The 20285-nt window shown below is 60.6% G+C and carries 20 protein-coding genes and 4 pseudogenes; 9 read left to right on the forward strand and 15 right to left on the reverse strand.

The window, feature by feature from the left end:
• Positions 1–8: 8 nt before the first annotated feature.
• Complete coding sequence (locus ACVDG8_RS33325; RefSeq protein WP_447252266.1) at positions 9–716, reverse strand: CBS domain-containing protein; 708 nt, start codon at positions 714–716, stop codon at positions 9–11.
• A 193-nt stretch (positions 717–909) separates the two neighbouring features.
• Between ACVDG8_RS33325 and ftsH the strand changes: the two genes are divergently transcribed.
• From ftsH to ACVDG8_RS33350, 5 genes are all read left to right on the forward strand, one after another.
• Positions 910–2763 (forward strand): ATP-dependent zinc metalloprotease FtsH, encoded by a 1854-nt coding sequence (gene ftsH / locus ACVDG8_RS33330; protein WP_447252267.1) that lies wholly within the window; start codon positions 910–912, stop codon positions 2761–2763.
• A 17-nt stretch (positions 2764–2780) separates the two neighbouring features.
• Positions 2781–3299, forward strand: a complete 519-nt coding sequence (locus tag ACVDG8_RS33335) for a pyridoxamine 5'-phosphate oxidase family protein (RefSeq protein ID WP_447252268.1) — start codon at positions 2781–2783, stop codon at positions 3297–3299.
• Positions 3300–3563: 264 nt separating this feature from the next.
• Positions 3564–4115 (forward strand): nitroreductase family protein, encoded by a 552-nt coding sequence (locus tag ACVDG8_RS33340; RefSeq protein ID WP_447252269.1) that lies wholly within the window; start codon positions 3564–3566, stop codon positions 4113–4115.
• Between the two features lie 152 nt (positions 4116–4267).
• Entirely contained in the window at positions 4268–4915 is a 648-nt protein-coding gene (locus tag ACVDG8_RS33345) for a BON domain-containing protein (protein ID WP_447252270.1), read from the forward strand.
• A 331-nt stretch (positions 4916–5246) separates the two neighbouring features.
• The gene (locus ACVDG8_RS33350; RefSeq protein WP_447252271.1) at positions 5247–5417 is read left to right on the forward strand and encodes a hypothetical protein; all 171 of its coding nucleotides are present in this window, start codon (positions 5247–5249) and stop codon (positions 5415–5417) included.
• Positions 5418–5840: 423 nt separating this feature from the next.
• On the opposite strand, the gene ACVDG8_RS33355 is transcribed toward ACVDG8_RS33350, so the two are convergent.
• The 4 genes from ACVDG8_RS33355 to groL form a co-directional block, all read right to left on the reverse strand.
• Positions 5841–6224: a ChaB family protein gene (locus ACVDG8_RS33355; RefSeq protein ID WP_447252272.1), complete on the reverse strand. Its 384-nt coding sequence runs from the start codon at positions 6222–6224 to the stop codon at positions 5841–5843.
• Entirely contained in the window at positions 6133–6957 is an 825-nt protein-coding gene (locus ACVDG8_RS33360) for a universal stress protein (RefSeq protein WP_447252273.1), read from the reverse strand. The genes ACVDG8_RS33355 and ACVDG8_RS33360 overlap by 92 nt, the downstream gene beginning before the upstream one ends.
• Before the next feature lie 90 nt (positions 6958–7047).
• Complete coding sequence (locus tag ACVDG8_RS33365) at positions 7048–7578, reverse strand: flavin reductase family protein (RefSeq protein WP_455707393.1); 531 nt, start codon at positions 7576–7578, stop codon at positions 7048–7050.
• 43 nt (positions 7579–7621) lie between these two features.
• Positions 7622–9244, reverse strand: coding sequence for a chaperonin GroEL (groL, locus tag ACVDG8_RS33370; protein WP_447252274.1), 1623 nt, complete (start codon positions 9242–9244; stop codon positions 7622–7624).
• A 101-nt stretch (positions 9245–9345) separates the two neighbouring features.
• Here groL and ACVDG8_RS33375 point away from each other — a divergent pair, with 101 nt between their 5' ends.
• Entirely contained in the window at positions 9346–9909 is a 564-nt protein-coding gene (locus tag ACVDG8_RS33375; protein ID WP_447252275.1) for a hydrolase, read from the forward strand.
• On the opposite strand, the pseudogene arcC reads toward ACVDG8_RS33375, so the two are convergent.
• The 4 genes and pseudogenes from arcC to arcD form a co-directional block, all read right to left on the reverse strand.
• Positions 9906–10845 (reverse strand): annotated as a pseudogene (gene arcC / locus ACVDG8_RS33380) (carbamate kinase). The gene ACVDG8_RS33375 and the pseudogene arcC sit on opposite strands and share 4 nt — an antisense overlap.
• A 1-nt stretch (position 10846) precedes the next feature.
• On the reverse strand, positions 10847–11848 hold the full coding sequence (gene argF, locus ACVDG8_RS33385) for an ornithine carbamoyltransferase (RefSeq protein WP_447252277.1): 1002 nt from the start codon (positions 11846–11848) through the stop codon (positions 10847–10849).
• Between the two features lie 17 nt (positions 11849–11865).
• Positions 11866–13079, reverse strand: a pseudogene (locus ACVDG8_RS33390) (arginine deiminase).
• A gap of 13 nt (positions 13080–13092) precedes the next feature.
• Positions 13093–14559 (reverse strand): arginine-ornithine antiporter, encoded by a 1467-nt coding sequence (gene arcD, locus ACVDG8_RS33395; protein WP_447252279.1) that lies wholly within the window; start codon positions 14557–14559, stop codon positions 13093–13095.
• A 236-nt stretch (positions 14560–14795) separates the two neighbouring features.
• Here arcD and ACVDG8_RS33400 point away from each other — a divergent pair, with 236 nt between their 5' ends.
• A complete protein-coding gene (locus ACVDG8_RS33400) occupies positions 14796–15443 on the forward strand; it encodes a BON domain-containing protein (protein ID WP_447257162.1) in 648 nt (215 codons plus the stop codon).
• A 69-nt stretch (positions 15444–15512) separates the two neighbouring features.
• A complete protein-coding gene (locus ACVDG8_RS33405) occupies positions 15513–16496 on the forward strand; it encodes a zinc-dependent alcohol dehydrogenase family protein (protein ID WP_447252280.1) in 984 nt (327 codons plus the stop codon).
• Between the two features lie 17 nt (positions 16497–16513).
• On the opposite strand, the gene ACVDG8_RS33410 is transcribed toward ACVDG8_RS33405, so the two are convergent.
• The 3 genes and pseudogenes from ACVDG8_RS33410 to ACVDG8_RS33420 all read right to left on the reverse strand — a co-directional run bounded on the left by ACVDG8_RS33410 (position 16514) and on the right by ACVDG8_RS33420 (position 18288).
• A complete protein-coding gene (locus tag ACVDG8_RS33410; protein ID WP_447252281.1) occupies positions 16514–17101 on the reverse strand; it encodes an NAD(P)H-dependent oxidoreductase in 588 nt (195 codons plus the stop codon).
• Positions 17102–17133: 32 nt separating this feature from the next.
• Positions 17134–17520, reverse strand: a complete 387-nt coding sequence (locus ACVDG8_RS33415) for a hypothetical protein (protein ID WP_447252282.1) — start codon at positions 17518–17520, stop codon at positions 17134–17136.
• Positions 17521–17605: 85 nt separating this feature from the next.
• Positions 17606–18288: pseudogene (locus ACVDG8_RS33420) on the reverse strand (DUF4010 domain-containing protein).
• Here ACVDG8_RS33420 and ACVDG8_RS33425 point away from each other — a divergent pair.
• A pseudogene (locus tag ACVDG8_RS33425) lies at positions 18209–18459 on the forward strand (DUF736 domain-containing protein). The pseudogenes ACVDG8_RS33420 and ACVDG8_RS33425 sit on opposite strands and share 80 nt — an antisense overlap.
• Positions 18460–18545: 86 nt before the next feature.
• On the opposite strand, the gene ACVDG8_RS33430 reads toward ACVDG8_RS33425, so the two are convergent.
• The 3 genes from ACVDG8_RS33430 to ACVDG8_RS33440 all read right to left on the reverse strand — a co-directional run bounded on the left by ACVDG8_RS33430 (position 18546) and on the right by ACVDG8_RS33440 (position 20196).
• Positions 18546–19076 carry a MucR family transcriptional regulator gene (locus tag ACVDG8_RS33430; RefSeq protein ID WP_447252283.1) on the reverse strand — a complete coding sequence of 177 codons (531 nt, stop codon included), beginning with the start codon at positions 19074–19076 and terminating at the stop codon, positions 18546–18548.
• 543 nt (positions 19077–19619) lie between these two features.
• Entirely contained in the window at positions 19620–19868 is a 249-nt protein-coding gene (locus tag ACVDG8_RS33435; protein ID WP_447252284.1) for a conjugal transfer protein TraD, read from the reverse strand.
• 1 nt (position 19869) lies between these two features.
• On the reverse strand, positions 19870–20196 hold the full coding sequence (locus ACVDG8_RS33440) for a conjugal transfer protein TraD (RefSeq protein WP_447252285.1): 327 nt from the start codon (positions 20194–20196) through the stop codon (positions 19870–19872).
• Positions 20197–20285: the final 89 nt, after the last annotated feature.

Raw genomic sequence — 20285 nt, forward strand, 5'->3', positions numbered from 1 at the left:
GGGATTTCTCAAGCCGGTGGGTCAACCACGATGCCGGACAGAGGTTCGACCCAGTACAGATGATCGGTCACGGATTTTACGCCCGCGACGTTTTCGGCCGCGACGAGCGCGGCCTGGCGCTCACGCTCGTCGAGGATTGCGCCGTTCAGTTCGGCAACACCTTTGTCCACTCTGACATGGATCATGCCTGCTCCAGCCCATGACTGGGCGGCAAGTTCGGCGACGATGCCCTGACGGATCTGTTCATCGCCCACCATCGTCGAGTCTCGTGCGGGAAGAGAGCGAAGCAATGCGCGCAAAAGATCGGAACGGGTGATGATGCCGACAATGTTTCGACCTTCAACCACCGGGATGCGTTTGACATGATGACGCGTCATGAGTTCGACGACATCTTCCAGGGAGGACTCGGGGGATGTCGTGACGACGTCTTCGGACATCACCTCATCGACCCGCCGCCCATTGGCGTGGACATATTCCTCCGCCACACGTCCGGGACTGACGAGAAACTCCAGCCATCGCGCGCGCTTGCGTTTCGTGCCCAGTTCGCCCCGGCGCAGAAAATCGCCTTCGCTGACAATCCCCACCAGCGCGCCGTCCGGGCGAATGACGGGAAGGCCGCTGATCTTCCTCGAGAGCATCAATCCTGCCGCGTCGGCAATCGATGCGGAAGGCTCGATGCTGATGACGGGAGAAGTCATTACCGATTCAGCTTGCATGTTCGTCTCCTTCGAATTCTTCACTTCTTCCGCCTGATCCTTCTCGCTGTGGTAACCGAGACAGGGATGGAACAGCTGCCCTGTTTCTATCCTCGATGCCGGCGCGCGCTTTGACCGGCGTCAAGGCAAGATCTCGAATGAGATGGAAGGTTGCGAATTCAACCTTGTAAAATCCGGAACGAGTGGGCGAACGATGGACAACAAGCAGAAATTCAACATTGGCTACGTCATGGCCGCGCTGCTGATCATCGGGCTGTTTCAGTTCTGGTTAGCCTACCGAGACACGGCTCAAATTTCCTACAGCGACGTGATGCGCCTCACGCAAGAGGGTAAGATTGCGTCCCTGACGCTGACCGAAACCATGATCGAGGGCGCGTTCAAGGAGCCGCAGGACGGCAAGACGATGTTCCTGGCCAATCGCGTCGACCCGACGGCAGTCGCGGTTTTCGAGAAGGCCGGCGTCAAAATCACCGGGGCTTCAGACAGCAACTGGTTGACGACAATTTTCTCATGGATAGTGCCCACCCTGATCTTCGCTGGCATCTGGATGTTCTTCTTCCGCGGGATCGCCGAAAGGCAAGGCATGGGCGGGCTGATCAACATCGGCAAGTCAAAGGCCAAGGTCCATCTCGTGCGCGATACCGGCGTAACCTTCGATGACGTGGCCGGCGCCGACGAAGCCAAGACCGAGCTGCAGGAGATAGTTTCCTTCCTGAAGGACAAGGACAAATACGGCCGGCTGGGGGCCAGGATTCCCAAGGGCATCCTACTGGTCGGCCCTCCCGGCACCGGCAAGACGCTCATGGCCCGCGCCGTCGCCGGCGAGGCCGGAGTGCCATTTTTCTCGATTTCAGGATCCGAGTTCGTCGAAATGTTCGTTGGTGTCGGTGCGGCGCGCGTGCGTGATCTTTTCCAGCAGGCACAACAGGCGGCACCTTGCATCATCTTCATCGACGAACTCGATGCGCTCGGCCGCGCGCGCAGCCCATTTGCAGCCTATGGCGGCGGAGACGAAAAGGAGCAGACGCTGAACCAGCTGTTGGCGGAGCTGGATGGTTTTGATCCACGCGTCGGCATCGTGCTTTTGGCCGCGACCAATCGGCCGGAAATCCTTGATCCGGCATTGATGCGTGCCGGCCGCTTCGACCGTCAGGTTGTCATGGATCGACCCGATCGCAAGGGGCGGGAGGCGATCCTGGCAGTGCACATCAGAAAGATTTCGGTAGCGGCGAACCTCAAGATCGACGAGGTGGCTGGCCTGACGCCAGGGTTCACGGGCGCGGATCTTGCCAATCTGGTCAACGAGGCGGCGATCTTTGCTACGCGGCGAGGGGGCGACACCGTGACCATCGAGGATTTCACCAATGCGGTCGAGCGCATTGTCGCCGGTTCGGAACGCAAGAGCAGGCTGCTCAAGCCGGAAGATCGCGAGCGCGTCGCCTATCACGAAATGGGCCATGCGCTGGCCGCGTCGTCGCTCGCCAAGACCGATCCCGTGCAGAAGGTGTCGATCATTCCGCGGTCGATAGGCTCTCTGGGCTACACACTGCAGCGTCCCACGGAAGACCGTTTCCTAATCACCTTCGGCGAACTGGAGGAACGCATGATCGCGCTGCTCGCCGGCCGCGCTGCCGAGGAGATCATCTACGGGGAGGTTTCCACAGGTGCCGCCGATGATCTGGCCAAGGCGACCGACGTCGCCCGCCAGTGCGTTACGCGCTTTGGCATGGACGAGACGGTGGGACTGGCCGTCCTCGAAGAACAGCGCCTGCAATGGCTTGGCGACGGTCCTGGCGGCCCGGCCAAGAGAGACTATTCAGAAGCCACGGCACGGGAAGTCGACCTGGCGGTCCGCGGCATGATCGACAACGCCTCGGCCTCCGCCGAGAAATTGCTCAGGGGAAGGATCGCCGACCTGCGCGCTGGTGCCAAGCTGCTGATTGAAAGGGAAACGCTGACGCCGGACGACTTTGCGCCGTTGCGGCGAACCACCGGACAGGTTTCGGCGGCAAAGGCGAAGCGGGCCAAGATGCCGGCCAGTCTTTAACAAACGAGGAGAGTCACATGAAACACGAGCTTCAGAAGAAGATGATCAACATCCTGGCACGGTGCATGGACATGACGATTGCAACGACCCGCTCCGACGGCTCGCCCCAGGCGACGGTGGTCTCGTTCGTCCACGACGGTCTGCTGCTCTATTTCGGCTGTGGTGCCGGATCGCAGAAGGCAGTCAATATTTCTCGCGATCCACGCGTCTCGGTGGCCATGACTGCGCCGTACGAGAATTGGCTGGAGATCACGGGACTGTCGATGGCAGCGACCGCGACGGAGGTGATTGCGCCTTCGGAACTTACCGAGGTTGCTCACCTGATGGTGCAACGCTTTCCGCAGATCTCGGCTATCCAGCCCGGTGAGGCTACCCCAGTGAAGCTGTTTAAAGTCCGGCCCACGATCATCTCTGTACTCGACTACACCTTGGGCTTTGGCCACACCGATCTTGTCAAAGTCGAGGCCGGCGACATCGCCGAGACACTGGACAGCATGCGACACCATTGGCTTGTGGGCGCTTCCGCCACCTCATGACAGCTGTCCGGTCGCCGACCTGAGTGATTATGCTTCCGCATCAAGGCCAATGCAGCGGTCGGATCCTCCATGTTCAGCAGAACTAGCCGCGCTGGCGGACCTGCAGAACATGGTCGCCATAGGGTGTATCCAAGATTGAGCATCAGCACAGACGGTGTCGGGATCGCCGGATTGATTCAAGGCAAAGCGATCCGCGAAAACACATGCCAGAATACAACGTAATTTGAAGCTTTCCCTATAACGGGGTGTCCCTGAAGGTGCTCTATGGGAATGATGGAAGCGTTGCGGACGCGGCGAGCGGTCCGTTCCTACACTGACGAGCCCATCGACAACTATCTGATCCGCGAGTTGGTCGAAGCCGCCACTTTGGCGCCGAGCGCCATGAACCTTCAGCCATGGGCCTTTGTTGTGGTCAACGGTTCCGCGCGTCTGCAGGGATTGTCGGATGAGGCAAAGCGCTACACCATCGACAATCTGCCCAAAGGGTCACCGCTTGCTGGTCATCTTGCCGACAAGGAGTTCAAGATTTTCCACGATGCCCCGGCCCTGATCATCATCTGCGCGAAGAATGAAGAGCGGCAGTCCGACGAGGATTGCTGCCTTGCCGGGCAGAATCTCATGCTGGCGGCTCATGCCCGGGGTCTAGGCACATGCTGGATCGGGTTGTCTCGGCCATGGCTCACCGAGACGTCGGTGAAGAAGGAGCTTGGTATTCCCCCCGCACTGAAACCGGTTGCCCCCATCGTCGTCGGCCGGGCGCAAAGACTGCCAACTGCGACACCGAGAAACGAGCCGCTGATCATCTGGGGCCGCTAGCCGCCCCAAGTCGGGCTGTTTGGGTTGCCGGTTTGCCGGTTGAGGTTCCCGACTCGAAAAATCGGCGATTGTTGAGCCAGATCAATGAGCGGCTGCCCAGGGGATGCTTCGCTTGGGTGGGACGCTAAACCCCAAACAAAAGGAGACGGATCATGATGGATTTAACGCTGCGTCAGAACATTCTCGACGAGTTGGAGTTCGAGCCGAGCATTGATGCCGCCCATATCGGCGTCGCCGCGGAAGATGGCATCGTCACCCTTACAGGGCATGTTTCTTCCTATTGGGAAAAGACAACCGCCGAAAATGTCGTCAAGCGCGTCAAGGGCGTGAAGGGCATCGCCGAGGAAATTGAAGTCCGGCTGATTGGACAGAAGGGAACCGCCGACGACGAGATCGCCAAGCGCGCTGTCGATGCGGTCACCTGGAATGTCTCCATTCCGAAAGACAGGGTGCAGGTCAAGGTGCAGGATGGCTGGATCACCCTGACCGGCAAGGTTGAATGGCAGTATCAAAAGAACGCCGCGGCCGAGGCCGTACGCGGGCTGGCCGGCGTCGTCGGCGTGGCCAACCAGCTCGAAATCACCCCGCATGCCTCGGGAACCGACATCAAGAAGCGCATCGAGGATGCGCTGAAGCGTGATGCGGAAACCGAAGCACAGGCCATCCGCGTCCAGGTCTCGGACGGGAGGGTAACGCTCGAAGGTAAGGTCAAGGCCTGGTCCGACCGTCAGGCTGCGGAGCGCGCCGCGTGGTCATCTCCGGGGGTGCGGATGGTGGAAGATCGAATCTCGATCATCTGACGGTTCAGTGGCAGGGCGGCGGTCCGATTGGCCGCCGCGTTGACGCTGCGCGACGTATGTAATCGCCGAGAATGCATTCGGCGGCAAACATCGTGGCCAGCGATGGCCAGGCAACGTGTTGGACCCTGATCCATGTCAAAGAAGAAACAGCATGATACGCACGAATGGCACGCTCGGGCGGCGATTTTCGGGGTTGCCGCCCGCCATCCGCCTGCGGCTGTGTAGCGCCCTACGCCGCAGTTGGAATTATTATGATTCATTTGGACCTGTTGCCGCGAAGGGCGTAGGGTCCCCATCGAGCCCCTAAAGCCCTCCCCGAAAGGAGCGCGCGATGGCCGACCGATACAACGAGTTCGTTCACCTCGACAACATCAAGCATTTTGAAAAAATGCTGGGAACGGAAACTGACCCGGAAAGACGTGCGATGCTGCTGAAGCTGCTTGCCGAGGAAAAGGCAGGGAAGCTTTCCCCGCCTTCGGCTCCCAAGCCAGCGACTCATTAGGCGCGCTTCAGAAGTCCGGGGTTTCGCCTCAAAGATGGAAGCTGGACGACTACCCTACCGCGTCGAGGAGCCGTCAGAATATCGGTGAGGTCGCCAAAACTGGGAGCGTTTCGGCTAGCGGAGAGAGAAGCCTGAGCCGAGGAAGACGAGGAACCCACCGGTGATCAGGGGAATTCTCAGTATCGGACCGTCCTTACCGCTGTCTTGTATCGGCGAGCCGGCGACGTAAGGGTGCCCTTCAGGATGTCGTTCCAGATAGTCGGAAAATCCGCTCCTTTGTTCTTCTGCGCGTTGCACGCTGTGAGAAGCCTCGAAATTACGTCCGTCATTGGCCAAGCACTACCTGTTAAAGTGGCTAACTCGAAATCATATGAATGAATGCGCCGGGGGCGGTATTGATCTCGATCAAATTTCCCCGGCCAGTCAGATGGGGACCCAGTTTCTGCCTTGCTTGCGATAAAGGCGCTTCACGGCAGCCCAAGCTAGGCGGTGGGCTACTTCCTCACGCCCTTCGCCTCGGTCGGCATACTCGTCCCAGGCGTTGGTGAAGGCAGCGCGAAAGATCTCCTGGGCATGCAGGGCAGGTGCGCCCTGACGGACGGTGAAAGATCCCCTCTCGGTCGCATAAGGCATTGCTGTACCCACTTCCAAGCCAACCGACGCCATGTCTGGTACAGACTGACCAACACGCCAACGCACATCGAGGGGCTGGCGATCAGTTTGACATGAAGCGACAAAGCCCGATCTCGTTGAGCAGCGAACGGGTAGCGCCGCCGAACACCCATTCCCTGATCCGACTGTGTCCATAGGCCCCCGACACGATGAGGTCGGCGTTGGCAGAGCTCAGGAAGTCGACCAGCTTGTAGCTCTCGTCCTCGGCCTTCAGCACTTCGGTGCGCGCCGTGATGCCATGCTCGGCCAGGAAGGTCGCGACATCCTTGATGCCGGCACTGGTCCCGTCGTCAGGCTCGAAAGCGACCGTGACCACGATCACCTCTTTTGCTATCGCCATCAGCGGCACTGCATCGGCCACCGCGCGTCTCGCTTCGCGCGTGTCCTTCCAGCCGACCACAATCCTGCCTGCCGGCGTACGCTCCGCGCTGCTTGACGCGATCAGCAACGGCCTGCCGGCGCGCAGCGCCAGACTGCCGGGATCGACAGCCCGATAGGAATCTCCGGTGGAAGCCCCTTGTGAAGCAGCGATGATAATGAGATCCGCAATCCGCGACGTCTTGACCAGGGCGTGGGTGGGATTGTCGAGCGAAGTGCGCCATTCCGTCGCCACCGAACCAGCAACCAGGCTGTCGAACTCGGCGTGGAGGTCCTTGAACCTTTTCTGGATGTCTTCCCTCAATTGCTGCCAGACCTCCGCGGCTATTGCGGCACCTTCAGGTGCCATGGTGGCCGGCAGGGGTGCATCAGCTGCGCAGAACCCGATCAGTCGGGCCTTTGAGCGTCTGGCAAGATCGACAGCAATGTTCGCGGTTGGGCCAATTGGGCCGTCTATGTCCACATTCAGCAGTATGGATTTGTAGCTCATCAGTGGCGCTCTTCTTCTGTATCGATCGGATGAGCTGAAACTAGACCATGCAACGCATTGCGATCCTTGACGCCGATCAAGCGGCCGGCCTCAGGGCATATGCGACTCGAAATGGACGATCTCTCCGTCCACCACGAAGGCTCCGTTTCCGACATGGTGGATGGTTTTCGGCTTTGGCTGCCCTGGATCAACCCACGCCTTCACGACTTCCAGAACGAAAAGATTGTAGTTGTTGACAAGCCGGGTATCGACGACGCGGCATTCGAGATTGGCGAAGCATTCTGCGACCAGGGGTGCAGCAACACGCTCGGCGGGCAGCGGCGTCAGCCAGATCGTCGCGAACTTGTCCCGGTCCCGGCCCGAGCAGTTGCCTATCTCCACGACTTTTTCCGCCAGCCCTACGGCCGGGATCGCGATCACACACTCCTTGGTATCGCGCAACACGGCAAAAGAGAAGTCGCCGCTCGATACGATACAGGCAATTTTCGGGGGCGTGAACTCCACCATCATGTGCCATGACATGGTCATGACGTTGGCTCGGCCTCTAGCCCGGGTTGTCAGCAGAACGACAGGCCCAGGCTCGATCAGCCGATAGACCTCGGCTAGCGGCAGGTCCTTCATTTCCGCACCTTGTTATACGTCGATACCTGCGGGCGTCACACGCCTACATCGTCATCTCGGGCTCGAGCGACCGTTCCTTCTGTGGTTCCGGAATCTCTGTCATGGTTGCCTCAGTGAGTAGCAACACGCTGGCGACCGAGACTGCGTTTTCCAAAGCGATGCGAACGACCTTGGTCGGGTCGATGATGCCTGCTTCGACCAGGTCGACATATTCCTTCTTGCCGGCATCGAAGCCGAAATTGCCGGTGCCTTCTATCATCTTGGCAATGACAACTCCGCCGTCGACTGCGGAATTCTCGGCGATCTGCCGAACCGGTGCTTCGAGTGCCCGCTTGAGAATCTGCACGCCGGTCCGCTCGTCGCCTTCGCAATGTTGTTCCTCGTCAGCCACGGTCGTGATGCAGCGCAATAGGGCAAGACCACCGCCTGGCACGATGCCTTCAGCGACCGCAGCCTTGGTGGCGCTGATGGCGTCGTCCAGCGCTTCCTTTTTCGACTTCATTTCGGCCTCGGTCGGCGCGCCGACCTTGATGACGGCGACGCCGCCGGCGAGTTTGGCCAGCCGCTCCTGCAGTTTTTCGCGATCATAATCGCTCGTCGTATTGTCGATCTCGCGCCGGATCTGCTCGACACGGCCTTTGATTGCCTTGGCGTCACCGGCGCCGCCGATGATGGTCGTGTTGTCCTTGTCGACGACTATCCGCTCCGCACGACCCAGCTGTTCCATCGTGACGTTTTCCAGTTTGAGCCCGAGGTCTTCGGAGATGACCTGTCCGCCGGTGAGGATGGCGATGTCCTGCAGCATGGCCTTGCGACGATCGCCGAAGCCCGGCGCCTTGACGCCGCAGTTCTTGAAGGTGCCCCGGATCTGGTTGACGATAAGGGTCGCAAGCGCCTCACCTTCGACTTCCTCGGCAATCACCAGCAATGGCGAGCCGGACTTAGCCACGGCTTCCAGCAGCTTGATGAGGTCGTTCAGCGAAGCGATTTTCTTCTCCACGATCAGCACCAGCGCGTCTTCGAGGACCGCTTCCATCTTCTCCGGATCGGTCACGAAATACGGTGACAGGAATCCGCGATCGAACTGCATGCCTTCGACGACATCGAGAACGGTCTCGGTGGTCTTCGACTCTTCGACCGTGATGACGCCCTCACCGCCGACCTTTTCCATGGCCTCGCCGACCAACTGTCCGATGAGCGGGTCGTTGTGCGCGGAGATCGTCGCCACTTGCTCCTTCTCGCGCCGAGTCGAGACAGGTCGAGATATCTGCTTGAGCGTCTCGATCGCGCGTTTGGTGGCGCGATCAAGACCTCGCTTGATGTCGATCGCGCTGGCGCCGGCGACGACATTGCGCACGCCGTCGGCGAACATCGCATGCGCCAGAATCGTAGACGTGCTGGTGCCGTCACCAACCATGTCCCCGGTTTTCTCAGCAGCCTGCCTGAGCATCCGAGCGCCGAGGTTTTCCTCGGGGTCTTTCAGGTCGAATTCCTTGGCTATGGTCACGCCATCATTGCAGACGATGGGAGCGCCCCATTTCTTTTCGATCAGGACCGACTTGGAGCGCGGCCCGAGCGTCACACGCACGGCGTCGGCGAGCTGGGTTGCGCCACGAAGAATTTTTTCGCGTGCAGCGGAACGAAACAATACCTGTTTGTGAGCCATGACCGTCTCCGAGCTACTGTGAGTCCTAGCTAACCAGACGTGCGCAAGGCGGGCTTTGATGCGCATCAATCCATGCTTCAGAGGCAGGTTGACCAGGATCAATGAAGGCCGGCCTCATTGCCTGTTGGATGGCCCTTGATGCAATCTGGGGAACAGCCATGCAGACGAATGAGACTCCTCGATACGATGCGAGTGTCAACACAACCGGTTGCTGCCCCAAATTCAATCCCGAGGGTTGGGACAGCCAGGAACTGCATTTCAAGGGCAAGCGCTTCGTCAAAGCCACAACCCACTGCGTCATGCATATCCCGATGAACATGGGCAGCGTCTTCGCGCGCGTTAACAAGCACATGGAAGACGCCGGCGCCTCCGACCCCGATCAGTTCATCGTTCTCAGCAAGGATGTTTCGCCCTGGAGCAGCGAGCATCTTTTCGCTGTGACCAGGCCTGTTGCAGGCGAGGAGATGACCACGCTGTCTGGCGACTTCCTGACGAAGGTGTTCGAAGGCCCATACAGCCAGGCAAGGGACTGGCACGAGGAAATGCAGCGGATCGCGCGCGCTCGAAACACGGAGCCAAGTGACGTGTACTTCTTCTACACGACATGTCCGAAATGCGCCAAAGCTTACGGCAAGAATTATGTCGTCGGTATTGTGGCTGCCTAAGACCTCCGAGGCTCGATGGGTGAGGGCAGAGCGTCGGCTTCGAACCAGGTGCCGCGTTCGCCTCTGACAATTTCGACGGCGTCATCAAGCTTGCCGATTGCAGCAGGCTTGCCTGTTGCTTCAGTGAACTCGATTGCAGCGGTGACCTTCGGTCCCATGGAGCCGGCCGGAAATTTCTCCCCTGATAGCTCCTTGGGGTTCACGCGCCGGAGCGCCCGAGCAGTCGCCGTTCCGTAGTCGACATAGACGGCGTCGACATCAGTCAACAGGAGCAGCATGTCGGCTTTCAACTGGCGGGCAAGCAGCGAGCTTGCCAGGTCCTTGTCGATGACGGCCTCCACGCCGCAAAGACTGCCGTCGTCCCGGGCTATCACTGGAACACCGCCGCCACCGGTGCAGATGACGATCACGCCGCGCTCGACCAGGAACGAGATCACTGACGCTTCCAGGATCACCAGCGGCTTGGGCGAAGGCACGACGCGGCGCCATTTGTCGCCATCGGGCGCTATCTGCCAGTCGCGCTCGCCGGCAAGCCTGCGTGCGGTTGCCTCATCGTAGACCGGGCCGATCGGCTTCGTCGGGTGAGCGAAAGCCGGATCGTGCGGATCGACCTTCACCTGCGTCAGCAGGGTCGCAAAAAGCCTCTTTGAGGAGATTGCCGAGTTCCTGTTCAATGACATAGCCGATCATCCCTGCGCTTTCGGCGCCAAGCACGTCGAGTGGAAATGTGCGGCCATCCGAAGTCGCCGCTGCCTGAAGGGCCAGAAGTCCCACCTGCGGACCGTTGCCGTGAGTGACTACAATCGAGTGCCCTGCATCGACCAGATTCGCCAATACAGCCGCGGCGCGTAAAATGTTGGCGCGCTGGTTCCCGGCCGTCATCGGTTCTCCACGGCGCAGCAATGCGTTTCCGCCGAGCGCAACAACGATGAGCATCTCAGTTGCCGATCGTTGCCACAAGCAGGGCCTTGATCGTGTGCATCCGGTTTTCGGCCTGGTCGAAGACGATCGACGCAGCCGACTCGAACACCTCATCGGTGACCTCCATGCAGTCGATGCCATATTCCTTTGCAACGAAGGCGCCGATCTCGGTATCGGTGTCGTGGAATGCCGGCAGGCAATGCATGAATTTGACGTGGGGGTTGCCGGCGGCAGCCATCACTTCGCTCGTGACCCGGTAGGGCGTCAAAAGGCGGATACGTTCGGTCCAGCCAGATTTGTCCTCGCCCATCGACATCCAGACATCTGTGTAGATGAAATCAGCATCCTGGACGCAGCCCGTCACATCCTCGTCGAGCCGGAAACGGCCACCGCTGCGTTGCGCCAGGTCCCTGACATGGGCGCAGAATTTCTCGTCCGGCCAAAGCTCCTTCGGCGAAGCGATGCGCATGTCGATACCGACCTTGGCGGCTCCAAGCGCCAGCGAAAGCGCGACATTGTCCCGACCCTCACCGACGAAGGTGACGGTCATGTCGGAGAGATGCTTGTGCGTGAATTCACGCATGGTCATGAGGTCGGCGAGAATCTGCGTCGGATGCGCCTCGTCGGTAAGACCATTGTAGACCGGCACGCCGGCATGCGTGGCAAGCAGTTCGGCCTGGTGCTGGCCAAAGCCGCGATACTCGATCGCATCATACATGCGGCCGAGCACACGCGCTGTGTCCTTCATGGATTCCTTGTGACCGATATGGCTGCCGGTGGGGCCGAAATAAGTGACGTGAGCGCCCTGGTCATAGGCAGCTACCTCGAACCCGGTGCGTGTGCGCGTCGAATCCTTCTCGAAGATCAGGGCGATGTTCTTTCTGCCAAGACGCGGGAACTCGTGACCGGCGAGCTTGGCCGCCTTGAGGTCGGCGGCCAGCTTCAGAAGAAAGCGGATCTCGTCGGCGGTGAGATCGTCCAGGGTCAGGACGGAGCGGCCATGAAGATTGATCGACATCGGGATTTCCTTTCGGGTCAAATCGGGTCGCGGACAATCGGACAGGTCATGCAGTGGCCGCCGCCGCGCCCGCGGCTGAGTTCGGCGCCTTCGACCGTGATCACTTCAATCCCGGCGCGGCGCAGCAGCGTATTGGTGTAGACGTTACGGTCGTAGCCGATGACCACGCCGGGCTCGACCGCAACAACGTTGTTGCCGTCATCCCATTGCTCGCGTTCGGCCTCGTAGCGGTCGCCACCGGTGGCGATGATCCGTAGCGATTTCAGTCCAAGGGCTTCAGCAACAACAGCCGTGAACGGCTTTGTCTCATCGGTGACCTCGACCGCCGCCGCGCCATCGCCTGGCCGCAGCGAGAAGGTGCGCAGCCGGTCAACCACCGGCGGGTACAGGGTGACGAGGTCGCGGTCGCAGAAGGTGAAGACGGTGTCGAGATGCATGAAGCTGCGGTCGCGGGGCATCAGAGCCGCGATCACGCGCGTCGCTTCACCGGCCGCGAACAGGCTGCGCGCAAGGCCGCCCACGGCTTGCGGTGTGGTGCGCTCCCCATGCCGACGAGAACTGTTCCGCCTCCGATTGGCATGACATCGCCGCCTTCCAGGCTGGTGCCTGTTCCCAGTTCCGGCGATACGAAAGGAATACCACTGTCGCGAAAACGGGGACCGAAACGGTAGACGGCTTCAACATTGGCCGCTTCCGGGCGTCTGGCGGGCCAGTACATGGAATTGACGGAAACCGAACCGTAGATCCAGCAGGAACTGTCGCGGGTGAACAGCTGGTTTGGCAGTGGCGGCAGCACGAAATCCTGGGGCGCGAGCGTCCTCCCGGTCAGGCCTTTGGGCTCGAAAGGAAGCTCCGCCCGCGCAATGCCCCCGACAAGGTAAGACGAAAGCAGCTCTGACGACATTTCGTTGAGCCATCCGCGCAGCTCGTCGACCATGTCCAGTCCGACGACGCCGGGATGAACCCGGCGGTCGAGAAGCCAGTCGCGGGCCTTGGTCAGACTCATTGTCTCAGCCAGGAGCTCCCCGAAGGAATGCACCAGCACGCCGCGTTCGCGCAGCGCATCGACGAAGACGTCGTGTTCCTGGCGAGCCCGCTTGACCCACAGCACGTCGTCGAAGAGCAGCGCCTTGCAGTTTTCCGGTGTCAGCCTGCGCAGGCTGAGGTCGGGACGGTGGACCATAACCTCGCGCAGACGTCCGACTTCGGAATGAACACCCAGGTTCGTCATCGAACCAATCCCTTCACAGCGGGCTGACGGCGCCGGTCCACATCTCGTAGACGGCGAGCATGGCGACGGCGACGAGGGCTGCGGCCAGCGCTGCTTCGACAGGGTGGAACACGCGCTGATTGGTTTCGCGGCGTGCCCAGATGTAGAAGATGATGCCGGGCGCGTAGAGGATCGCGCACATGAACAGGTAGGCAGGCCCAGCCGCGTAGACGAGCCACAGCCCGTAGACCGTTGCCAGCAATCCGGCAAAAAGCGGACCTGCGCGCTGCTCCCCACTCTCGTAGCTCTCGCCGGTCAGCGCGAGCTTTGCCGCGTAAGCTCCCGAAAAGATGTAAGGAACCAGGATCGCGGCCGACGCAATGTAGAACAATGCCTGATAGGTGCTCTGCGCGAAAAGCGTGATCACCAGGAAAGCCTGGACAAGCAGGTTGGTGATCAGGAGCGAGATCGAGGGTACGCCACGATCGCTTTCGCGGCCAAAGAATTTCGGCATCGTCCCGTCCTTTGCGGCAACATGCGGAATTTCGGCCGCAAGCAGCGTCCAGCTCAGGAACGCGCCGATCACGGACACGACAAGGGCGATGTTGATCAGGATGGCACCCCAGGGCCCGACAACCGCCTCCAGCACACCGGCCATGGACGGATTCTTCAGCGCGGCGAGTTCGGGTTGGTTCAGGATGCCGAGCGACAGCAGCGACACCAGGGCGTAGAGCGCGAGACAAGTGAAGAAGCCGAGAACTGTCGCCGTGGCGATGTCCTTGCGGCGCTCGGCGCGGCCGGAGAAGACGCTGGCGCCTTCGATGCCGATGAACACCCACAGAGTTACCAGCATGGTGCTTTTCACCTGCGCGGTGATGGAGCCGAGACTGGCGTTGCCGAGACCCGTGAAGTCGAGCGACCAGACCTGCAGTTTGAAGGCGACGGCAACAACCCCCACGAACAAAACAATCGGCGCGATCTTTGCCACGGTAACGATCAGGTTCACGACGGCGGCCTGCCGGATGCCGGCAAGGACAAGGACATGGATCAGCCACAGCAGGATCGATGCGCCAAGCACCGCCTGCCAGGTGTTTCCATCGCCGAAGGCCGGAAAGAAATAGGAGAGGGCGCTGAACACGATCACCGCATAGGAGACGTTGCCGACCCAGGCACTGATCCAGTAGCCCCAGGCGCTGTTGAAGCCGATGAAGGGGCCGAAGCCGGCCTTGGCGTAAGCATAGGGCCCCGCATCGAGCTCGGGCTTGCGGGTCGCAAGCGATTGATAGACGAAGACCAGCGCCAGCATGCCGACCGCGGTGATCGCCCAGCCAATCAGGATTGCGAGGGGACCGGCACCTGCGGCCATGTTCTGCGGCAGGCTGAACACGCCGGAGCCGACCATCGAGCCGATGACCAATGCGGTCAGGGACCCCAGTCGAAGTTTCGTGGGCGCCGCAGTCGCCACTTTCGGAACAGGGATGTTGAAATCAGCCGTAGTCATGATGCTCTCCCCAATTTGAAGGCTCTGATGAGAGGCAGTGAACGGCAAGCCAAGGCCGGCAGCTTTGATGCGGGTCAAAAAGCGACTGCAATTCTAGAAGGTGCGGAATGAAGAGACACAGCGTCTTGCTCGACCAGAGGTTCTTTGATCTCTATCAACGCCCTTACTGGGTGACGACTGCATAATCAGATCGTGAACCGAGCGAGCGCGGCCCGCTCTCGAGAAAAGGTGCAATGATGAACAACAACACTTTGAGGCAGGACATTATCGATGAACTCGAGTTCCAACCGAGCGTCGACGCAGCCAGCATCGGTATCGCCGTCGACAACGGCGTGGTCACTCTGACGGGCCACGTGTCGACCTATGCGCAGAAGGCGACCACGGAAGAGGCGGTGCGCCGCGTCAAGGGCGTAAAGGGCATCGCGCAGGAAATCGAAGTACGGCCAGTCGGCAGCAATGTTACGGCTGACGACGAGATCGCCAAGCGCGCCCTGCACTCGATCAGCTGGAACACTGCGGTTCCCGACGGCGCAGTTCAGGTCAGGGTCCAGAATGGCTGGGTGACGCTTACTGGCAAAGTAAACTGGCAGTACCAGAGATCCGCAGCCTACGCCGCCATTCGATATCTGGCTGGCGTGCTCGGCGTGCACAACAGCATCGAGGTGCTGCCACACGCAACGGCGCCCGATGTGAAAAAGCGCATTGAGGATGCCTTGAAGCGCAGCGCGGAAGTCGAGTCGAAAGCGATCGAAGTCAGCGTGTCCGACGGCAAGGTAACCCTGAAAGGCAAGGTCAACAGCTGGGCCGAACGTCGCACAACAGAGCGCGCCGCCTGGGCTGTGCCCGGCGTGCGCATGGTCGAAGACCATCTTACAATCGCTTGACGTGTCGGAAAATCAAAGGGAAGCGAGCGATCCGCTTCCCTTGTTCCTTGCGGAGAACGCAGAGTTGTCATGAGAGCAATGGTGCTCGAAAGAATCGGCATGCCATTGAAGCTGGTCGACAGGCCCGATCCTATAGCCGGGCCGGGTGAGATCAGGTTGAAGGTCGAGGCATGCGCTGTCTGCCGGACCGATTTGCATGTCATTGATGGTGATCTGCGTCATCCAAAACTACCGCTTATTCCGGGTCACGAAATCGTAGGCATCATAGATTCTGTCGGCAAGGGCGTCGCGCGTTCCAGGATCGGGCGCAGAGTTGGCGTGCCTTGGCTTGGACACACCTGCGGGCATTGTCCCTACTGCCTCGAAGGAAGGGAAAATCTCTGCGATCAGCCAGATTTTACCGGCTATACTCGCGATGGCGGCTTCGCCAGCCACGTCGTTGCCGATGCACGCTTCGCCTTCGATCTGGATCCGGATGCCGACCCCGTATCGCTGGCGCCGTTGCTTTGCGCTGGCCTGATCGGCTGGCGATGTCTGAAGAAAGCCGGTGACGGCAAGCGGCTAGGAATCTATGGCTTCGGCGCCGCCGCGCATATCGTCGCCCAGATCGCGATCTGGCAAGGTCGTGAGATCTTCGCTTTCACCCGGCCCGGTGACGAGCAAGCTCGGGAATTCGCGCGCTCGCTCGGTGCGACTTGGGCAGGCGGTTCGGATGAACGCCCGCCCAGGCAACTCGATGCCGCCATAATTTTCGCTCCTGTGGGTGACCTGGTCCCGATCGCGCTTGGTGCCGTCCGCAAGGGTGGCCGGGTGGTTTGCGGTGGCATCCACATGAGCGACATTCCAGCGATGGCCTACGAATTGCTTTGGGAAGAGCGCGAACTGTTGTCGGTCGCCAACCTGACGCGCCTCGACGAGGAGGAGTTCTTTCCCATTGCGAAGCGCGCGCAGGTGCGCACGCAGACCAAGGTCTATCCGCTGGAACAGGCCACTCAGGCATTGGACGATATGAGGCAAGGCAGATTGAGTGGCGCCGCCGTCCTGGTGCCATGATTGACAGTCGACGGGGGTTATCTGGCCCGTTCACCCAATCCACGCATTTGCTGGATCCACTTCGCGCGGGTCGCATCGCTGGCGCCTGCGACCATGCCAAACAAGGTCTCGCGCACCGGACTGATGCCAACAAAATGCAGAATGCTTCGCTTCATGCCGGCGATGCCGTGTCCGAGGAACCATAGCCGGTAGACAAGGGAAGGCATGCCCATCGTCACCACGACGCGTGCTGAGCGGCCGCGAAGCAGCGTCTTAGTGAAGCCGCCCTTGTCGGGGTAGGCGAAGGCCGTCCCTGGCCGCATGACCTGTTCCAGGAATGCCTTGAGCATTGCCGGCATGGTCCCGAGCCACAGCGGAAAGACGAAGAGGATGTGGTCGGCCCACACGACCGCCTCGACGGCGTCCTTCAGCTCGTCGGGAACCGTACCATGTTCGAACTCCTGCATCGTCCGCAGCATCGGAAAATCAAGCGCTGCCAGATCGACCCGGCGGACGGCGTGCCCCGTTTTTTCCGCGCCCTCGCCATAGGCGTTGGCAAGGCTGCGGCAGAGCCGGTCCGGGGACGGGTCGGGGTGACCGACCACGATCAGGATGCGTCGCGACATGGTCTACTCCGAGCGAGCTTGGCATTGCAGCGTCAAGGCTGCTCGACCCTTGCTACCTGATAGGTGTGCATGGCGCCGTTGCGCTCGATCGACACATACTCACCGGTCACGAACCGTTCGTCGCCGAGATGAAAGCCGATCTCGTCGTCGCGGTCGCCTTCAGCGTAGTCGAAATACCACTGTCCGCCGGGCTTGCGCCTCAGCCGGCCGATCATATCCTGCTGGCCGGTGCGGAAGCGGCGTACACGGCAAGAGGCCCGGTGCGACTTCCATTCCTCGGCATCGATCCGGCCTTCGCCAGTCAATGGAGCCAGAACGTCATAGCCTTCTTCACGGTCGCCTTCCGGGCGGCCCTTTTCACGTGCCAGCAGCAGCCGGACATGGCGGAATTTCGGGGTGAGATCTTTCAGATTGGTCATGGCGAACTCCTTTCACGGAGTTCCATAGAGCGGTGGCGCGCCATGGCCCTTGATCCGCATCAAGGAAGGCTCGAGAACGGCACTTCTATCCTTGCCCGAGCAAGAGCAGGGCGCAGATGCCCATGGTCGCGGGGATCAGGGTTGTGACGGCCAGTGGCAACCAGAATCTGACCGGGCCGGCAAATACTGCGAGCGACAGGCGGCCAATCGCGTTTGCTGCCAGCGCCGCGAGCACGGCCTGGCCCACTGTCTCGACGGACACGGAATGCTTGACCAGGCGCAGCGCGCCAAGCACCGAGACATCGACATCGAATGCGCCGGCCAGCGCCGAACTCGCCAGCAGACCGCGCCCACCGAATTGAGCGGCGAGCCCGGCGCTTGCGGTCGCGACGATCGCAAAGAGCAAGGCGAAGAGCAGCAACGGGCCCAGTTCGATGGATTGCGCGCGGTCGCACTGCCTTCGCCGCTGCCTTTGTCGCGGGTCAGCAGCAACGCGCCGCAGACAGCGAAGGCGAGCGCTGCGGCAATCGCCGGAATGGCGACCGATGCGAGCACGCTTGGCTCGACGATCATAACCACGGCGCAGACGCGGAGCAACGAAACCATTGCAGCCAGGGATGCCGCCCCGGCGAGCGGCAGCGGACTGCTAGCCGACGCGGAATTGCGGGCGAGCGCCAAGGTCACTGCTGTGGAAGAGACGATTGCACCGGTGAGCGAACTGACCAGCAGACCACGCGTATTGCCCAGAATGCGAACAGCCACGCGCATCTTCGCTGGTGCCACTGAGTTCGGGGCGGCATGGAAGAAGACGTCGCCCGAGGGACGCGACTACCACTCCGTCAAGCTCGACGACCCCAGCTTCCGATCTACGCGAGCCTGGTCGAGACCGACACCGAGGGAGACTTCTCGCTCATCTGGTCTCGCCGCGCCGCCGAGTGATCCGACAAACGCGAAGCCCCGTCGCAAGGCGGGGCTTCGCCATGTTCACGTCAGGCGCAGCCTAGGCCTGTGTCAGACGCTGCAGGCTACGCTTTGGCCGGCGCCTTGCGCGGCTTCTTCACCGGCGACTTGATTGCAGCCGCAGTTGTTCTCGCCGCCGCCGCTCGTACGGCGGGTTTCCGTTTTTCTGCCGCGGCAGATATGGGCGCTGGCGCTTTGCGCCCGAGTCCAATTGATTTCGCCAGGGCCGACCGGGTCGCCGCATAGTTCGGCGCGACCATCGGATAGTCGGACGGCAGGTTCCACTTCTGCCGATATTGGTCGGGGGTCAGGTTGAAGTGCTGAAGGTGCCGCTTGAGCGATTTGAATTTCTTTCCGTCTTCCAGGCAGATGATGAAGTCAGGTGTCACCGATTTCTTGATCGAAACTGCCGGCTCCTGTTTTACCACAAGTTCTACCGCCGGCGTGCCGATGCCATTCAGGGCGGCATGGATGTCGCCGATTAGTTTCGGCAACTCGCCAACCGGTACTGGATTGTTCGATACATAGGCGGCGACAATGTCAGCCGTTATCGACACGGTATCCAGTTTGTTGCCTTGCTCGAGAGCAGTGGTCATATGATTTCCCTTTTTTGTATCGGATGAATTGAGCGACGTTTGATTTTTCTGCTCTGCCCACGACGCAAATAGTACATTTCTTCGTAAAATCCACCTCTCTTGCGCAACATGACAAGAGTAAGTTTCGCTTCTGTCGTCCCATCGGCTGGGATGCTTTTGCCTATCTCATCTAAAGCGAGGAGCTTCCTTCACTTTTCCGTCCGTTCCAGCTGTGCAGAGCAATGCCGCTGGCTCGCGCCCTGGCTACAGAGTTTCTATCAACGCGCAGTGTGCACGATCGCATCTTTGTAGCGTGGGAGGTTTCGAGGGGAACACGATCTGGCATTTGAAGTTGCTCATAAGGGAGCGCCTGCTTTGACGAGCTTCGCCCACTCAAGCCTTGCGCCCTTCATCATCTAGATCAAGTCTCGCGAGAGAAGATTGTCGCCGGTAGCGACGAAGATCGCGAAAGCTTCCTGCGCAAGCGCTTAACTGCGGCGCTGGCGCATCGGCGGAAGTCTGCTGTCCCGGCTTCGTGCCGGCCGCTGCTCGCGCCAACTGTGCCTAAGTCCGACGTCCCGTCCGCTCTTCACGCCGTTCACCATCGAACGCCTGCCTACCCTTCGCAGACCATAGGTTGCGCGCATTCTCGCGTTCATGGCTTTGCAGCTTGGCGGCTATCCAGAGAAGCGCTCCATAGATGGTAGCGCGATCGTCATTGGTGAGATCGACGATGCCTGCCTTGACGACGAGGCCACCGAGTTCGATCAGATGTCGGGTGCGCTTGCGACGCTCGACCTGCCAGGTGCGCATGTCATTGCGAGCCTGTGCCGCCTGCCGGCGGTTGCTGGCTGCCCGGTTGCGCTGCAGCGCTGCGAGGGTTGCGCTGAGACTCCGGAGCAGTTCGCCGGGACCTGTTTTCGAAAAACATCACCCCACGCTTGGCCCATGCCTCACGCTTTGCCGTGTCTTTCGTCTCAGCGAGTGCGACCAGTGCGCCGGCCAGTTCGTCGGTGCTGAGCTGATCGGCGCCGGTGGCGATCACCAGCTCGCCAAGCTGCTGGACCTTTCGCGTTTTGAGCTCTCGCGCTTTGTCTTCCAGCGCCTTCAGTTCGGCGTCGAAGTCGCGTGGTTTGCGCATGGCTGTCTCCATTGATTGTCGATGTGGCGATGATAGGCGAGCGTCTGCCGGAAGGCTTCAGGGTTGCCGAGACAGCCCGGGACGGGCTG

Source organism: Mesorhizobium sp. ORM8.1 (assembly GCF_053005525.2).

Coding starts and splice junctions, on each gene's coding strand:
- ACVDG8_RS33440 (WP_447252285.1), bottom strand. CDS start 20,196: ATGCGCAAACCACGCGACTTCGACGCCGAACTGAAGGCGCTGGAAGAC.
- ACVDG8_RS33365 (WP_455707393.1), bottom strand. CDS start 7,578: ATGAAGGACCTGCCGCTAGCCGAGGTCTATCGGCTGATCGAGCCTGGG.
- ACVDG8_RS33400 (WP_447257162.1), top strand. CDS start 14,796: ATGAACAACAACACTTTGAGGCAGGACATTATCGATGAACTCGAGTTC.
- ACVDG8_RS33435 (WP_447252284.1), bottom strand. CDS start 19,868: ATGCGCACCTGGCAGGTCGAGCGTCGCAAGCGCACCCGACATCTGATC.
- arcD (WP_447252279.1), bottom strand. CDS start 14,559: ATGACTACGGCTGATTTCAACATCCCTGTTCCGAAAGTGGCGACTGCG.
- ACVDG8_RS33375 (WP_447252275.1), top strand. CDS start 9,346: ATGAAGGCCGGCCTCATTGCCTGTTGGATGGCCCTTGATGCAATCTGG.
- ftsH (WP_447252267.1), top strand. CDS start 910: ATGGACAACAAGCAGAAATTCAACATTGGCTACGTCATGGCCGCGCTG.
- ACVDG8_RS33325 (WP_447252266.1), bottom strand. CDS start 716: ATGCAAGCTGAATCGGTAATGACTTCTCCCGTCATCAGCATCGAGCCT.
- ACVDG8_RS33430 (WP_447252283.1), bottom strand. CDS start 19,076: ATGACCACTGCTCTCGAGCAAGGCAACAAACTGGATACCGTGTCGATA.
- ACVDG8_RS33335 (WP_447252268.1), top strand. CDS start 2,781: ATGAAACACGAGCTTCAGAAGAAGATGATCAACATCCTGGCACGGTGC.
- ACVDG8_RS33410 (WP_447252281.1), bottom strand. CDS start 17,101: ATGTCGCGACGCATCCTGATCGTGGTCGGTCACCCCGACCCGTCCCCG.
- ACVDG8_RS33350 (WP_447252271.1), top strand. CDS start 5,247: ATGGCCGACCGATACAACGAGTTCGTTCACCTCGACAACATCAAGCAT.
- argF (WP_447252277.1), bottom strand. CDS start 11,848: ATGTCGATCAATCTTCATGGCCGCTCCGTCCTGACCCTGGACGATCTC.
- ACVDG8_RS33355 (WP_447252272.1), bottom strand. CDS start 6,224: ATGGACACAGTCGGATCAGGGAATGGGTGTTCGGCGGCGCTACCCGTT.
- ACVDG8_RS33340 (WP_447252269.1), top strand. CDS start 3,564: ATGGGAATGATGGAAGCGTTGCGGACGCGGCGAGCGGTCCGTTCCTAC.
- ACVDG8_RS33345 (WP_447252270.1), top strand. CDS start 4,268: ATGATGGATTTAACGCTGCGTCAGAACATTCTCGACGAGTTGGAGTTC.
- ACVDG8_RS33360 (WP_447252273.1), bottom strand. CDS start 6,957: ATGAGCTACAAATCCATACTGCTGAATGTGGACATAGACGGCCCAATT.
- groL (WP_447252274.1), bottom strand. CDS start 9,244: ATGGCTCACAAACAGGTATTGTTTCGTTCCGCTGCACGCGAAAAAATT.
- ACVDG8_RS33415 (WP_447252282.1), bottom strand. CDS start 17,520: ATGACCAATCTGAAAGATCTCACCCCGAAATTCCGCCATGTCCGGCTG.
- ACVDG8_RS33405 (WP_447252280.1), top strand. CDS start 15,513: ATGAGAGCAATGGTGCTCGAAAGAATCGGCATGCCATTGAAGCTGGTC.